At 45.7% G+C, this 13,928-nt stretch carries 18 protein-coding genes; 2 read left to right on the top strand and 16 right to left on the bottom strand.

All coding sequences use genetic code 11. The annotated features are described in order from the left end of the window. Window positions 1-12: 12 nt before the first annotated feature. Complete coding sequence (locus tag ACNFN4_RS02465; protein ID WP_007612765.1) at window positions 13-504, top strand: DUF1641 domain-containing protein; 492 nt, start codon at window positions 13-15, stop codon at window positions 502-504. 38 nt (window positions 505-542) lie between these two features. Here ACNFN4_RS02465 and ACNFN4_RS02460 read toward each other — a convergent pair whose 3' ends face one another. The 5 genes from ACNFN4_RS02460 to ACNFN4_RS02440 form a co-directional block, all read right to left on the bottom strand. After that, window positions 543-773 (bottom strand): YrhC family protein, encoded by a 231-nt coding sequence (locus tag ACNFN4_RS02460; protein WP_012118061.1) that lies wholly within the window; start codon window positions 771-773, stop codon window positions 543-545. Window positions 774-856: 83 nt separating this feature from the next. After that, window positions 857-1,999: a bifunctional cystathionine gamma-lyase/homocysteine desulfhydrase gene (locus tag ACNFN4_RS02455; protein WP_021494369.1), complete on the bottom strand. Its 1,143-nt coding sequence runs from the start codon at window positions 1,997-1,999 to the stop codon at window positions 857-859. 1 nt (window position 2,000) lies between these two features. Beyond that, on the bottom strand, window positions 2,001-2,924 hold the full coding sequence (locus ACNFN4_RS02450; protein ID WP_014418459.1) for an O-acetylserine dependent cystathionine beta-synthase: 924 nt from the start codon (window positions 2,922-2,924) through the stop codon (window positions 2,001-2,003). Window positions 2,925-2,971: 47 nt separating this feature from the next. Beyond that, window positions 2,972-3,667 carry a 5'-methylthioadenosine/S-adenosylhomocysteine nucleosidase gene (mtnN, locus tag ACNFN4_RS02445; RefSeq protein ID WP_014418460.1) on the bottom strand — a complete coding sequence of 232 codons (696 nt, stop codon included), beginning with the start codon at window positions 3,665-3,667 and terminating at the stop codon, window positions 2,972-2,974. A gap of 20 nt (window positions 3,668-3,687) precedes the next feature. Next, complete coding sequence (locus ACNFN4_RS02440; RefSeq protein WP_014418461.1) at window positions 3,688-4,329, bottom strand: class I SAM-dependent methyltransferase; 642 nt, start codon at window positions 4,327-4,329, stop codon at window positions 3,688-3,690. 183 nt (window positions 4,330-4,512) lie between these two features. On the opposite strand from ACNFN4_RS02440, the gene ACNFN4_RS02435 reads away from it, so the two are divergent. Then, complete coding sequence (locus ACNFN4_RS02435) at window positions 4,513-4,716, top strand: YrzA family protein (protein ID WP_003152771.1); 204 nt, start codon at window positions 4,513-4,515, stop codon at window positions 4,714-4,716. A 39-nt stretch (window positions 4,717-4,755) separates the two neighbouring features. Here ACNFN4_RS02435 and ACNFN4_RS02430 read toward each other — a convergent pair whose 3' ends face one another. From ACNFN4_RS02430 to ACNFN4_RS02380, 11 genes are all read right to left on the bottom strand, one after another. After that, on the bottom strand, window positions 4,756-5,472 hold the full coding sequence (locus ACNFN4_RS02430) for a YrrS family protein (protein ID WP_014418462.1): 717 nt from the start codon (window positions 5,470-5,472) through the stop codon (window positions 4,756-4,758). Between the two features lie 63 nt (window positions 5,473-5,535). After that, window positions 5,536-7,290 carry a peptidoglycan D,D-transpeptidase FtsI family protein gene (locus ACNFN4_RS02425; RefSeq protein WP_014418463.1) on the bottom strand — a complete coding sequence of 585 codons (1,755 nt, stop codon included), beginning with the start codon at window positions 7,288-7,290 and terminating at the stop codon, window positions 5,536-5,538. Between the two features lie 53 nt (window positions 7,291-7,343). After that, window positions 7,344-7,817, bottom strand: a complete 474-nt coding sequence (greA, locus tag ACNFN4_RS02420) for a transcription elongation factor GreA (RefSeq protein ID WP_003152766.1) — start codon at window positions 7,815-7,817, stop codon at window positions 7,344-7,346. Window positions 7,818-8,070: 253 nt separating this feature from the next. Next, the gene (udk, locus tag ACNFN4_RS02415; protein WP_003152763.1) at window positions 8,071-8,706 is read right to left on the bottom strand and encodes a uridine kinase; all 636 of its coding nucleotides are present in this window, start codon (window positions 8,704-8,706) and stop codon (window positions 8,071-8,073) included. Window positions 8,707-8,712: 6 nt separating this feature from the next. Beyond that, window positions 8,713-9,981, bottom strand: a complete 1,269-nt coding sequence (locus ACNFN4_RS02410) for a peptidase U32 family protein (RefSeq protein ID WP_017418217.1) — start codon at window positions 9,979-9,981, stop codon at window positions 8,713-8,715. A gap of 17 nt (window positions 9,982-9,998) precedes the next feature. Beyond that, on the bottom strand, window positions 9,999-10,928 hold the full coding sequence (locus tag ACNFN4_RS02405; protein WP_007408214.1) for a peptidase U32 family protein: 930 nt from the start codon (window positions 10,926-10,928) through the stop codon (window positions 9,999-10,001). A gap of 6 nt (window positions 10,929-10,934) precedes the next feature. After that, entirely contained in the window at window positions 10,935-11,588 is a 654-nt protein-coding gene (locus tag ACNFN4_RS02400; protein ID WP_072177609.1) for an O-methyltransferase, read from the bottom strand. Between the two features lie 151 nt (window positions 11,589-11,739). Next, a complete protein-coding gene (gene mltG / locus ACNFN4_RS02395) occupies window positions 11,740-12,831 on the bottom strand; it encodes an endolytic transglycosylase MltG (RefSeq protein ID WP_215797058.1) in 1,092 nt (363 codons plus the stop codon). A 110-nt stretch (window positions 12,832-12,941) separates the two neighbouring features. Next, window positions 12,942-13,223 (bottom strand): DUF1292 domain-containing protein, encoded by a 282-nt coding sequence (locus ACNFN4_RS02390; RefSeq protein WP_003152751.1) that lies wholly within the window; start codon window positions 13,221-13,223, stop codon window positions 12,942-12,944. Window positions 13,224-13,236: 13 nt separating this feature from the next. Beyond that, window positions 13,237-13,653: a Holliday junction resolvase RuvX gene (gene ruvX / locus ACNFN4_RS02385; protein WP_003152750.1), complete on the bottom strand. Its 417-nt coding sequence runs from the start codon at window positions 13,651-13,653 to the stop codon at window positions 13,237-13,239. Between the two features lie 8 nt (window positions 13,654-13,661). Continuing rightward, a complete protein-coding gene (locus tag ACNFN4_RS02380) occupies window positions 13,662-13,928 on the bottom strand; it encodes an IreB family regulatory phosphoprotein (RefSeq protein ID WP_003152749.1) in 267 nt (88 codons plus the stop codon).

Here is a 13,928-nt window from a genome sequence, read left to right as displayed (position 1 = left end):
GGAGGAAACATTATGGCAAGCCCAATTACTGAAATTCAAAAAGAAACGAAAACAGAGGAACAGCTGAAAGCTGAAAAACTGGAAGAGCTGAAGACGCTTCTCGCAGAAAATGAAGAAGCCGTCGCGAAAACGATGTCCATCATGGCAGAGCTGAATAGCTTGGGCATTTTTGATGCCGCCGGCTATATGCTCCAGGCAAAAGAGGAGATTGCCAAAATCGCACTCGGACAGATTTCCCGGGAACCTGTCACCAATCTCCTGAATACGATGATGGCCGCGGGAGGCGCGCTGTCAAAAGCTGATCCCGAATTTATGGGCAGACTTTTAGAAAGCGCCATGGCCGGGACGGATCAGGCGCAAAGATTTTTAAAAGAGGACAGGAAAGTCAGTATGTTTGAACTGATGAAAGCCGTCGGTGATCCTGATATTAACCGCGCGCTCGGCTTCGGGCTGCAGTTTTTAAAAGGAATGGGAAAAGAATTACGCGAAACCCCGTCTGAATAAGAAACGAAAAAGCCATTGTCAAAAGACAATGGCTTTTTTTATTCATCGGCCTCTTCCAGCCTCTTTTTATAAATAAGTGAACGGTCAACGCAGAAATAAGCGCCCGCTAAAAATACACAATCCGTTACAAACATCAGCATTTTCTGGCCCGCAGTCAGCCCTTGTCCGGGAAGAACCGCGCCGATATAAATGAAGGTGCTGACTGCAAGCAGAATAAATGCGTAATGCTTAAAATCTTCTATTAATGATTTCAGTCTTTTCTTCTCCATATAAGGTCACCTGCCAGTTTTATAGTCTACCAACATTATAATACAAGCTGACAGCCGACAGAGAATGTAAATCTATCCATTCTTTATAAAAGTGAATCAAGCGCCTGTTTCACATCCGCCGTTAAATCCTCAGTATCCTCAATACCGACTGAGATCCGCACGAGCCCGTCGGTAATGCCAAGCGCAAGCCGGCGGTCGCGCGGGATCGAAGCGTGCGTCATTCTGGACGGCACGGAGATTAAGCTTTCAACCGCTCCTAAACTTTCCGCGATCGTAAACAGGTTCAATTTTTCTAAAAACGCGTCGACGCGTTCGCTGCTGCCGACATCAAAGGAAATCATTCCGCCGAAACCGGAGCTTTGCGCTTTTGTCAGCTCATGGCCCGGATGTTTCGCTGATCCCGGATAGTAGAGCGTCTGAACGGCATCATGCGCTTCAAGCAGCCCGGCGATTTTTCCGGCGCTGTGATTGATGGCATCCATTCTGAGCCCCAGCGTTTTAATCCCTCTCATCAAAAGCCATGAATCCTGCGGTCCTAAAACGCCGCCCGTTGAGTTTTGCACGTAATGAAGCTTTTCGCCCAGTTCTTTATCAGCCGTGACGACTAAGCCGCCGACGACATCGCTGTGGCCGCCGAGATATTTCGTCGCGCTGTGAAGCACGAGATCCGCGCCGAAGCTGAGCGGCTGCTGGAAATACGGCGTGTAAAACGTATTATCGACGATAAGCAATACGCCCGCTTCTTTTGCGATGTCAGACATCAGTTTGAGGTCAGTCACTTTCAATAGCGGATTTGTCGGTGTTTCGATATAAATGGCTTTCGTATTCGGGCGAATGGCCTTTTTGACTTTTTCTTCATTGCTCGTATCAACAAAGTCCGCTTCAATGCCGAAGCGGTTCAGCACACCTGTCATCACCCGGTAAGTGCCGCCGTATACATCATCCGTCAAAATAACATGATCGCCGCTGTCAAACAGCATCATGACGGCAGTAATCGCAGCCATGCCTGAGCCGAACGCATATCCCGCCGCGCCGCCTTCAAGCTCCGCAATTAAGCTTTCAAGCGCCGTCCGCGTCGGATTGGCCGTTCTTGAATATTCATAACCCGTGTGCTCGCCCGCTTTCGGCTGCCGGTACGTGCTTACTTGATAAATCGGTACGGAAACCGCTCCTGTTTTTTCATCTCCCGTAATTCCTCCGTGCACCATCAGCGTTTTTTTCTTCATCTTACTGACCTCCTTGAAAAATGTTTTTGCTTATATATCGATCGCTGCCATCAGGGAAAATGGTGACGATATTTGATCCGGCGGGCGCTTTTTTCGCTTCTTCAAGCGCTGTATAAAGAGCCGCCCCTGAAGAGCTTCCGATTAAGAGGCCTTCTTTCTCGGCCGCTTCTCTGACAAGCGAAAACGCCGTATCGTCTTCCACCGTGTAAATGGCGTCAAAATGGTTCTCGTCCATATAATCCGGGATAAACTCCATGCCGATGCCTTCCGTTTTATGGGCATGCGGCTCTCCTCCGTTCAGGATCGAGCCTTCCGGTTCAACGATCACCGTTTTGACGGCAGGATTTTTCTCTTTTAAATAAGCTGCTGTACCGGCAAAGGTGCCGCCGGAACCTGCTCCTGCGACAAAAGCGTGGATATCCCCGCCGAGCGCGTTCCATATTTCGGGTCCGATTGTTTTGTAGTAAGTCAATGGATTTACTCGGTTTTTAAATTGTAGAACGGCATAAGAATTATTAATCTCTCTCTCCAGTTCAAGCGCTTTTCGGATGGCTCCCTGCATGCCTTCTTCTCTCGGCGTATGCACGATGTCCGCTCCGAGAGCTTTCATAATTTGCTGCTTTTCTCTGCTGAAATGCTCCGGGACGCAAAAAACGGCGCGAAGCTGATGCTTTCTGGCGCACAGAGCGAGTCCGATCCCGGTGTTTCCGGCAGTCGCCTCAATGATAACGCCGCCCGGTTTCACCTTTCCCGTGCGAAGCGCATCTTCAATGAGCATCCCGCCCAGCCTGTCTTTAATGCTTCCGCCCGGATTCATCATCTCAAGCTTAGCATAAACCGCTGTTCCCTCCGGTATATCAAAATGCTTGAGACGGAGCAGCGGTGTATTTCCGATCAGTTCTGTAATATCTGTTATCACGTTCAATATGTGTCCTCCTCCTGGAAAAGCGGAGGAGAACGAGAATCCCCCGCTTATTGAATTCGTTTGATGACATTCAGGACAAGCTTAGTTGAATGAACGGCAGCCTGTTCTAAAAATTTATCAAATGAAACGTCAGATTCTTTTCCGGCAATATCAGATAAAGCTCTGATGACAACAAAAGGCGTTTTGAACTGGTAGCACACCTGTGCGACAGCCGCAGCTTCCATTTCAACCGCGTACAAATCCGCAAATTTGGCGCGTACGTCTTCAACCCGCTTCGGATCATTCATAAAAGAATCTCCCGTAGCGATTGTGCCTTTGGCGACTTGAATGCCGTTCAGTTCAGAAACCGCTTCCTCAGTAATGCTGATCAGCTTTTCATCAGCTTTGTATGCTGCCGGAAGACCCGGCACCTGTCCGTATTCATAGTCAAACGCCGTCACATCCACGTCATGATGGCGGACATCTGTTGAGATGACGACGTCGCCTACATTCAATGTATGATGAAAACCGCCCGCTGAGCCTGTGTTAATCACATAATCAGGTTTGAAACGGTCAAGCAGAAGCGTCGTGCTGATCGCCGCGTTGACTTTCCCGATACCTGATTTCAGCAAGATGACTTCCACGCCTTCATAGCTGCCAGTTGTAAACTCACAGTGAGCGATCATCTCTTGTTTTGCGTCTTTCAGTTTGCTTCTTAAAATCGTAACTTCCTCTTCCATTGCTCCGATGACTGCCAGTTTCATTTATACACAATCCCTTCGATTTACCGTTTAATCGCCTCCATTATCCAGACAAAGTCATTTTGCTGCGTAAACCGTGCGGCAAATCCCTCTTCTGAAAAAATGTTTTTCATTGTCCCGAGTGTCGGATAATGTTCCGTCTTTAAATCGTCCGCTAATTGATGATAGCCGTTTCGGATTGCTTTTTTAATGGTTTCATCATAAGCTTCATGATCTTTAAAGACTGTATCGGCAAACACTATTTTATCATGCTTCTGAAGGATTGCGCCATACTGCTTTACAGCCGTTCGCTTTTCTTCATCGGTTAAATGATGAAAGGCGTACGAGCTGACGATGGTATCTATTTGAAAAGGCGGAGCGGGAAACTCCAGAAAATCTCCGTCACTGAACACGGCTTTGTCAGAAAGCTTGTCAGCCGCCAGTTTTCTCATTGACGGAGACGGTTCTACACCAAACACCTTTTTGTTCGCGGCGGCTAATTTCGCCGTTAAATTCCCCGTTCCCGGTCCGAACTCTAAAACGTTTGAACCTGAAAGTGCGACGATGCTGTCAAGAATGTTGTCATATCCTTTAAAAACAGCGGCATATTGTTTGTCAGCCCCGTGCACTGTGGCGTCATAAGTCGCTGCCCAATCTTCAAATAAAGGAATAAATTCACGGCCCATATTTTTCACTCTCCATATTTTATAATTCCTATGAGTATAGTATGGATTAATCATGGAACAGTTACTATCCTATCACAAAAAAGAATGGAAGGGTACTAAAATACTTTGGGATTATTGCGCAATTACGGCAGAAAGGCTTATACTTTCATTGACTCAGAAGAAAAATCAGGAGGATCTGTACTGATGAATTTTCAATTGGATTTAATCAAAGATAAAGTAGAGTTTTTCGAAGCGGCATCTTTGCAGGAGCTTGAAAAGAAAATAAACGTTCAGATTGAAAACAACCAGGCGATTATGCTTCGCGTCCGTTCCGTATCCCATCAGGTGACGGCCGTTGACGGCAGAATCCTTTACAGTGCGTCGGTGCATTTTTCAGCTGACGTATGACAGAAAAAAGCAGCTGATTACTCAGCTGCTTTTTTGCGGTTATTTTAAGGTTTCTACTTTTGTCGGCTTCCAGCCTTTTTTGTCTTTCCAAGTGATGGTGACCTGATACTTTTTGCCGTTCGTTTTGTCTAAAACTTTACCCTTCGCATCTTGCGGGCTTCCATTGTTTCCGAGCCACAGCACTGTCATGTGATCTTTTGACACGCCGGTTGCGTAAGAGATGGCGTCAAGCATTTCGGCCCAGTCTTCAGAGCTTGAGTCATACGTCGCCGCATGTTCTCCCGTCTGCTTTGTGCCGACCGCTTTCCATTTTGGGTTAACAATTGTTTTCTCGACATCGCTTGATGAGCCGCCCTCTGTTATTTTTGCGCCTTTAAAAGGATCGCTTGAATCAGAGTCTTTTTTGCTGCTGTCATCACTTTTCGATGAATCATCGTCTTTTTTGCTGTCAGAGTCTGAAGATGAATCAGATGTGTCCTTATCCTGTTTATCTTTTTTGTCATCGTCTGATGCCGTATCTTTTTTGCTGTCTTTTATGTCTTCATCCGATGTCTGCTTCGTCTTGCCTGATGCAGGTGTTTCCTGCTTCTGGCTCGTGTCCGCTTTTTCGCTCACGTCGCCCGACGGACTGTTGATGAAGAGGCTGACGGCAACGACGACAATAAGAATAGATACGATAGCAATTAAAATGTTAAGCACCATATTTGCTTTTCTGCGCTTATCACGGTTTTCAAAACGAGATTGTTTATTGCTCAATCATTCTGCACTCCTTTATCCCTCTTGCTCAGCATATATTTTAACATGGGCTGAGCGGTTGTTCTATGTCTGATTTATTTCATTTTCATGTACCTTTTTAACAATATCATAAAACACTGTATTTGTCAGAGCCTTATCCCCCGGCGTGTCCATGTGCAGCACCACGAGAGCGTATTTCGGCTTGTCCGCGGGAAAGTATCCCGCAAACCATTTGTGGTAAAGCGTCTGTTTTTCTTTTGTGAACATTCCCGTCTGGGCCGTTCCCGATTTGCCTGCTATCTCATACGGCAGGTCCTGAAACCTTCGGCCGGTTCCTTTCGGTGAGGTGACGACTTCTCTGAGAATTTTTTGAAGCTGCTGCGCCGTATATTTGTCGATGTTTTCCCCTTTTAACTGCTGATCTTTGAATGACGCCATCGTCGTTTTGTTTTTGTATTCAATTTTGTCCGCGATTTTGACTTGTTTTTTTTCACCGCCGCGCGCGATCGCCGCCATCATATTGGCGACTTCAAGAGGGGTGACTTTCACGTTTTTTTGCCCGATCGCCGTCTGTGCGACGGCTTTTTTTACGGTTTTGTCTTTGTCATCTCCCCAAATGACCCCGCTTTTTTCATTATACAGCTGCCTGAATCGGTCTTCCCGGTACAGCTTGCCTTCCCAGCCCGCCCGCTGGGTGAGACCGAGTTTTTCCGCCATGTTTTCAATAACGGAATCATCTTTTTTGATCAATTTTTCCGCAAGGCTTGTAAACGTATAATTGCAGCTTTGGGCAAAGCTTTCTCCAAAACTGAGCGTGCCTTTGTCATCCCCCGGCTCTCCGTACAGGTTGAGATTGCAGTTAAAGGATGTGCCCGGCTTCACTTCGTTTTGTTCTATTGCGGCTGCGGCGATCACCGTTTTAAATACTGATCCCGGATAAATCGGCGTCAGCATGTAATTTTGCAATGTCTGCTGCTTTGACATGTCGGCGTCAGGCTTAGATACCATTCCGAGCACACTGCTTTTTTCAATGTCTAAAAGGACGGCTCCCCCCTTTTTTAACCCGCGGTCTTTCAATACATCTTCCATTGCTTTTTGAATATTGCGGTCGATGGAGGTTTTGACTTGCAGCGGATAAAACGCGTTTGCTTCAGCCGTATATTTGACGTCCATTCCGAATAAAGGGTTTCCCCTTCCGTCGACATGATACAAAAGTTTTGTGTCCTGATCCGCCAGTAAAAACTCATCAAACGTCCGCTCCATCCCGCTTGTCCCGATTTTTGCCGTGATCGGCAGTTCCTTCCTGCCGGGGTATTTCTTTTTCAAAAGCTCAGGGTCCTGGTTTGTCGCGCCCAACAGATGAGCGGCTATGTTTGTTTCTTTGCTGTCTTTCATATATACGCCGTAAATGCCGGGATATTTCAAAGAATTGATATTTGACACGGATTGTTTCGTCAAATGTTTTATTTTTCTGCTGTTCAGGATCACCGGTTTTTTTGCTTCCGTGAGCAGCTGCCTGAGCTCCCTCTGTTTCATTCCGAGAATGTCTGATACCCGGTCAACCGGCCAATCCTGCGTCACGAGAAAGGGAAACAGTATGACGGCAGGCTGCTTTTTTCCGGTCAGTTCTTTGCCGTTCCGATCAAGAAAAGAGCCGCGTCCGTCTGAAATAAGGACTTCTTCCGTCCGCTGCTTGACGCTTTCCTGAATCAGATTAATATTGGATTTTGAAAAAGATTCTGTAAAAAACAGCTGAATTTCAGCCAGCCTCGCAAGGAGAAAGAAAAACACGAGCAGAAAACAAATCACGGCCGTTTTCAGCCTTTTTGATACGATCATAAAAAAACACCTCATCCACATTTTGGACGAGGTGTTTCATTGTTAAACGGATCTTATGAAATTTTCACAATTTTCACGAGCATTTCTCCGCCCGGCGTCTGAACTGTCACTTCTTCGTCCACTTTTCTGCCGAGCAGGCTTTTGGCGATTGGCGAGTCGTTTGAAATTTTTCCTTCAAACGGATCAGCTTCAGCGCTTCCGACAATCGTGTAAGATTCTTCTTCACCGTCCGGCAATTCGATAAATGATACGGTTTTTCCCAAACCGACTACATTTGAACCGCCGTCGTCCTCGATGATTTTCGCATTCCGGATCATGTTTTCAAGCGTCGTGATGCGCCCTTCCACAAATGCCTGTTCTTCTTTTGCAGAATCATACTCAGAGTTCTCTGACAGATCTCCGAAGCTTCTTGCGATTTTAATGCGTTCTACTACTTCTTTACGTTTAACCGTTTTCAATTGCTCTAATTCTTGTTCAAGTTTTTGTTTTCCTTCGTGAGTCATCGGAAAAACTTTTTCTTGTGCCATGTTCCTTCACTCCTTGGTGGTTGTCCCTCAACAATAACGTGTGATTATGTATGAGAGCATAAACGAAAAAATCAAGAATGAGAACACAGGGCAGTCCTCGTTCTTCTCTCCCATATAGGTACTGTTTATCTTAAACTGAATGTGTGTTTTCTGCAAATGTTTCGGTTTATAAACAGGGAAAGAAGGGAACTGTCTCATTCCCTTCCAGCCTATACATAATATGGTCTGAGTTATTTATGTCTATGCTATGGTATTACAAAATTGCATTTTGTTCAAGGATCGTTTGAATCTTCGTGACCATCAGATCGATTGCGACGTGGTTTTGCCCGCCTTCCGGAATAATGATGTCCGCGTAGCGTTTCGTCGGTTCAACAAACTGATTGTGCATCGGTCTGACGACGGACACATACTGCTCAATGACAGAATCGATTGAACGGCCTCTTTCGTTAATATCTCTCATAATCCGTCTGATGATACGGAGATCCGCGTCCGTGTCAACATAAAGTTTCATATCCATGAGGTCGCGAAGCCTTTTATCTTCGAGAACGAGAATGCCTTCCAGAATTATGACATCCTTCGGCTCAACCGGAATGGTTTCCTCAGAACGCGTATGCAGTTTATAATCATAAATCGGCTTTTCTATCGGCCGGTAATTCAAAAGCTCTTGAATATGCTCGATTAAATAGTCATTATCAAATGCGAGCGGGTGATCATAGTTTGTGTTCAGCCTTTCTTCAAACGGAAGATGGCTTTGGTCTTTATAATAAAGGTCTTGCTGGATCATTAAAATCGAGTGTCCTTTAAACTGTTCATAGATGGAACGGGTGACGCTTGTTTTTCCTGATCCGGAACCTCCTGCGATGCCTATAACTACAGGACTCTTACCCATTGGTGATTACTTCCCCTTTCTCATCATGTTGCTCGGATAAATCTTTTTGTCTACTTTAAATGTAACGATTTGCAGGGGATGGCGGGCAGCATCAAGCTCGTTTCCGTCTTCGTCCCAAATAGTGCCGATTGTGAATGTGAAATTGTCGATTTCAGGACCGAAAAATTCCACTTCGTCACCTTGTTTAAAGAAATTGCGCTGCTGGAGCGTCACCATTTGAGTGTCCTCGTTATACGCGAGCACGAGACCGGCAAAATCAAATGTTGTTTTCTTTCCGTGTTCACCGAACATCTGCTCTTCATACCCAGGCGTGCCTTCAAAGAAAGCAGGCGCGGTATCCCGGTTTGCACATTTGTCCAGCTCATCCAGCCATTCTTTTTGAATGACAAAGTTTTCAGGATCAGCGCAGTATGCGTCGATGACTTTGCGATACACGCTGACAACCGTCGCAACGTAATGAATTGATTTCATCCGGCCTTCAATTTTCAGGCTGTCGATGCCCATCTCGATCATTTGCGGAATGGATTCAATCAATTTTAAATCTTTCGGGCTCATCGCAAACGGAGCGTCTTCTTCATCATAGAGCGCGACCGCGTTTGCACCGTCTGTCTGATACAGGTCATAATCCCAGCGGCAGGACTGACAGCAGCCGCCGCGGTTGGAATCCCGGGCCGTCATGTGATTGCTCAGCACGCATCGGCCTGAATAAGCGATACACATGGCGCCGTGGATAAAGGTTTCAATTTCAATATCCACCTTTTCCTTCATTTCTTTAATTTCCAGTCCGCTCGTTTCACGGGCAAGCACCACGCGGTCAAGCCCTTCTTCTTTCCAGAACTGCACCGCTTTCCAGTTGGAAAGGGACTGCTGTGTGCTGAGGTGAATTTCTACATCCGGGGCCACTCTCCGGCATGTTTCAATAATCAGCGGATCAGCGACGATAATTCCGGCAACTTTTGCGTCTCCCAACGCTTTTAAGTATTCTTCCAGACCGTCCATATTTTCATTATGGGCGAAAATGTTTGTTGTCACATATATTTTTGCCCCGTATTTTTTGGCAAATTCTACGCCCTCTGCGATTTCTTCTATTGAGAAGTTATCCGCATTTGAGCGGAGTCCGTATTCCTGTCCTCCGATAAAAACCGCGTCCGCTCCGTAATGAACGGCAATTTTTAATTTTTCAAGGTTTCCTGCCGGAGCAAGGAGTTCAGGTTTTTTCGTAATGACGCGCTTTCCGTTTACGACTTTGGAAATGGTTTGATTTACGGCTGTCATCCGTTGCACCCTCCTTTTTAATAGACCGTTTCTTTAAAGAAGAATCCTGTGTCGATGCTTCTGTTCACAGGCTGAATGCTTTCAATCCGCTCTATCCAGCTCTCTTTTTTCTCTTCGTATGTCTCTCGGCTTTCGAAGCACAAATCGATTGCTTCTCTGTACATGCGGGTCACTTCAGTTAAGTATTCAGGAGACTTCAAAACTCCGTCGATTTTGAAAGAATCGATGCCGGCATCCATCAGGTCCTCTAATTCATCAATCATGCACACATCGTTCGGGCTCATGATGTGCGTGCCGTTTTCATCTTCAAAAATCGGGTATTTATTGCCCCGTTCCTTGTCATGCAGAAACATCCCCGCTTCTTTTTTCTTCTGTTCGATGTCCATGACTTTTCCCTGGTATTCGAAGTAATGGCCCACTAAAGAACGCTTCGATTGGAACATGCACGTCATTCCGTGGATTTGAATTTCAATTTCGACTTCGGCGTTTTCTTTTATGTCAATGATGCTGTCCATATTTAATTCCTTAGCCAGCACTGCCCGCCGTGCGCCTTTGCGTCCCCAGTAATTGCAGGAATAGTAGTTGGTTCCCGTTGTTTCCGTGCTCCAGTGCAGTTTAAGCTCGGGAGCCGCTTCACGCGCCGCCATTAAAACGGCCGGATCACCGAAAACAGCCGCATCAACGCCGGCCTCCTGCAAAAAGGCAAGATAGCCGTTCAGCTCGTCCACTTTTTCGTTGTGAAAAATAGCATTCACGGCGGCGTACACTTTCGCGCCTTCCTGATGAGCTGTCTTTACGGCTTCTTTTATATCTTCTCTTGAAAATTCACCGGCCAGTCTCAGGCCGTATCTCTGTTCTCCGACTAACAGGGCCGTTGCGCCCGCTTGAATGAGCGGAAGAATATCCTGTACAGAAGTCGGAGTCACCAAAAGTTCAGGTTTTTTCATGATCCTTCACCTCTTCTTTTTACTGATGGCGATGCCGTCTCCGACCGGCAGTATGACCGTTTGATAGTCAGGCCGGTCCATCAGCCATTGGTTATATTGATCAATTTTTTCAACAAGCTTCCGTCTTCTTTTCGGCTCAATGTCCGAGTGATTTTGTGCCACCAGTCCTTTAAACAGAACATTGTCCGTAAAAATGACTCCATCCGGCGCAAGCATCGGTTCATAGAGCTCAAAAAAGTTCGTGTACTGGCCTTTGGCCGCGTCGATAAAAATGGCATCATAAGGAGCCGTGACACGGACAGACTCAGAAAGTTCCAGCGCATCCCCGTGTATTACGTGAATCCGGTTTTCCATTTCAAAGTCTTTTATATTGTTCACAGCTTCTTCATAGCGTTTGTCGTCCCGTTCAATCGTGTAAATATTCGCATCCGGAAGCTCAAGCGCCATCCGTATGGCGGAATATCCGATTGCCGCGCCGATTTCCAAAATGTTTTTCGCCTGTTGAATCGACAGCATTTGAAGCAGCACTTCAATGCCCGCTTCTTCCATAATCGGAACATGGTGCTCTTTTGCATAGGCTTCAAGCTTTTTCACTTTATCAGGCCGAGGCTTCAGCATCGCGTTTATATACTCGTTTATTTGTTCATACCGATCATTCACGGCAAACAGCCTCCGTTCTAAAAAGGAGTGCCCCTGACGAATCCGCGGGGACACTCTCTTAAGACACTTCTTTATCCATAAGTAAACAACCCGATATATTTTATCATAAAACCTTTCAGAATGGAATAAAAGGAGAGCTTTTGCCCTCCTTTTATTCGCTGTCTTTATTGGAAATATACTTTTCCTTCGCTTTATTATGGTCTTTTAATGTTTTGGTGAAAACGACCTCGCCGTTTGATTTTGCAAGGAAATAGAGATAATTCGTTTTGTCAGGGCGGAGAGCCGCTTCCCATGATGAATCACCGGCATTTGCAATCGGTCCCGGCGGCAGCCCCTTATGTTTATACGTATTAAACGGAGAATCAATTTTCAGGTCTTTGTAGTAGACCCGGCTTTTATGCTTACCGGCCGCATATAATACCGTCGGGTCAGTCTGCAGCGGCATTTTTTCTTCGAGCCTGTTGTAAAAAACGCTGGCGATTTTGTGACGGTCGGCTTTGGCGGTGGCTTCTTCTTCAATAAGTGATGCCATCGTCAGAGCGTTATGGACGGAAAGTTTCTTTTTTACCAGTTCAGATTTATACGTTTCGATACGGGTGTTTGTTTCCTGAACCATTGCCGTCAGAATCGTGTCAAGCGATGCATCCGGATCATTAAACGGATATGTGGCCGGATACAGATAGCCTTCGAGCGGATGCTTGAGCTTCTTGTTTGAAAGCGCGTCCGTTATCGTATCAGGAAACTGTTTTTTCAGTTTGCCGATGAATGTTTTGTCATCCAGTTTCGCCATGATCTCTTCTTTTGAATATGATGTTTCTTTTGCGATCGCATCCGCAATCTGTGTAAGCTGTTTTCCTTCAGGAACGGAGATCTGAAAGGCATATCCCGTTGATCCCGCGGTCAGTTTTTTGATAATCGCATCCGCATCCATCCCTTTATTCAGGTGGTAAAATCCCGCCTGAAACCCGGAAGCGCCTTTATACTTCACATACAGCTGAAATGCTTTTTTGCTTTTGATGACATGCTGATCCTCAAGAATTTCAGCGATTGCCGAAACGGAAGAACCGCTCGGAATATTAATATTGACTGCCGTTTTGCTGCCTTTGTCAACCGGGGACAGCAGAGATTTTCCATAGAAAAAAGCACCGCCAATGATGATAAGCAGAGCGATCACGGAGGACAGTATTATCGTCGTTTTTTTGTTTTTACGCGGAAATGAATTTTTAGTCTGATTGATATTCATACAAGTATTTTCCTCCCAACAGCTCTTATACTACATGATTCATGTGCATTCGGCAATTTATTACAAAAAAAAGCCGAAGCGCATATGCGCTCCGGCTTTTTCTGTTCATTTTATTCTTCGTCTTCTTCCGCTAAAAACGTGTTCAGCGTTTCTTCGATCATTTCCCACTCTTCATCGGTTTCAATCGGCATCAGTTCGCCGTCTTCACCGTTTTCGTTCGGTTCGAAGCTTGAAGCGTGAATTTCGATTTCATCATCGTCTTGAGCATCAATCGGATAATAAAGTACGTAAGATTTGTTGAATGTGTCGTTTTCAAATGTGAACAGCACTTCGCAAAGCTGTTCGTTGCCTTGATCATCGACAATTGTAATGTGTTTTTCGCCGTGTTCCATTTCTTTTCACCTCTTAGTTTAAACTGTCCAGATATCCTTGAAGGATCATGACAGCCGCCATTTTATCAATGACTTTTTTTCGTTTTTGCCTGCTGACGTCAGCCGCGATCAGCATTTTTTCAGCCGCCATCGTCGTCAGACGCTCGTCCCACAGCACAACAGGGACATTGTACGCTGTTTCAAGCAGTTTCGCAAATGTTTGGCTGGCTTCGCCTCTCGGACCGATCGTCCCGTTCATGTTTTTCGGAAAACCGAGCACGATCTTCTCTACATTATAGTCTTTCATCAGCTCGGATAAACGGTCCAGACCGTAATCTCCTTCAGCCTCGTTTATTTTTATCGTCTCAATGCCTTGAGCGGTCCAGCCCATTTCATCGCTTAAAGCTACGCCGAGTGTTTTCGTTCCAAGATCAAGTCCCAATATTCTCATGAATGTATTTACGCCTCTTTATGCTGTTCTAGATAGGATTTTACCAATTCCTCGATTAATTCGTCACGTTCCAGTTTGCGAATTAAGTTCCGGGCGTCGCGATGCCTAGGAATGTATGCAGGATCTCCAGACAGCAAGTATCCGACAATCTGGTTGATAGGATTGTACCCCTTTTCCTGAAGCGCATCATATACCGTAATCAGCACTTCTTCGACGTTTGTTTCAGCAGAATCATCGGAGAAATTAAATTTCATCGTTTTATCAAACGAGCTCAC

The organism is Bacillus sp. N1(2025) (assembly GCF_053470005.1).
The sequence above is the reverse complement of the archived record's forward strand: the minus strand, read 5'-3'. Positions and strand labels throughout refer to the sequence as shown.

Coding starts and splice junctions, on each gene's coding strand:
- ACNFN4_RS02465 (WP_007612765.1), top strand. CDS start 13: ATGGCAAGCCCAATTACTGAAATTCAAAAAGAAACGAAAACAGAGGAA.
- ACNFN4_RS02460 (WP_012118061.1), bottom strand. CDS start 773: ATGGAGAAGAAAAGACTGAAATCATTAATAGAAGATTTTAAGCATTAC.
- ACNFN4_RS02455 (WP_021494369.1), bottom strand. CDS start 1,999: ATGAAGAAAAAAACGCTGATGGTGCACGGAGGAATTACGGGAGATGAA.
- mtnN (WP_014418460.1), bottom strand. CDS start 3,667: ATGAAACTGGCAGTCATCGGAGCAATGGAAGAGGAAGTTACGATTTTA.
- ACNFN4_RS02440 (WP_014418461.1), bottom strand. CDS start 4,329: ATGGGCCGTGAATTTATTCCTTTATTTGAAGATTGGGCAGCGACTTAT.
- ACNFN4_RS02435 (WP_003152771.1), top strand. CDS start 4,513: ATGAATTTTCAATTGGATTTAATCAAAGATAAAGTAGAGTTTTTCGAA.
- ACNFN4_RS02425 (WP_014418463.1), bottom strand. CDS start 7,290: ATGATCGTATCAAAAAGGCTGAAAACGGCCGTGATTTGTTTTCTGCTC.
- greA (WP_003152766.1), bottom strand. CDS start 7,817: ATGGCACAAGAAAAAGTTTTTCCGATGACTCACGAAGGAAAACAAAAA.
- udk (WP_003152763.1), bottom strand. CDS start 8,706: ATGGGTAAGAGTCCTGTAGTTATAGGCATCGCAGGAGGTTCCGGATCA.
- ACNFN4_RS02410 (WP_017418217.1), bottom strand. CDS start 9,981: ATGACAGCCGTAAATCAAACCATTTCCAAAGTCGTAAACGGAAAGCGC.
- ACNFN4_RS02405 (WP_007408214.1), bottom strand. CDS start 10,928: ATGAAAAAACCTGAACTTTTGGTGACTCCGACTTCTGTACAGGATATT.
- mltG (WP_215797058.1), bottom strand. CDS start 12,831: ATGAATATCAATCAGACTAAAAATTCATTTCCGCGTAAAAACAAAAAA.
- ACNFN4_RS02390 (WP_003152751.1), bottom strand. CDS start 13,223: ATGGAACACGGCGAAAAACACATTACAATTGTCGATGATCAAGGCAAC.
- ruvX (WP_003152750.1), bottom strand. CDS start 13,653: ATGAGAATATTGGGACTTGATCTTGGAACGAAAACACTCGGCGTAGCT.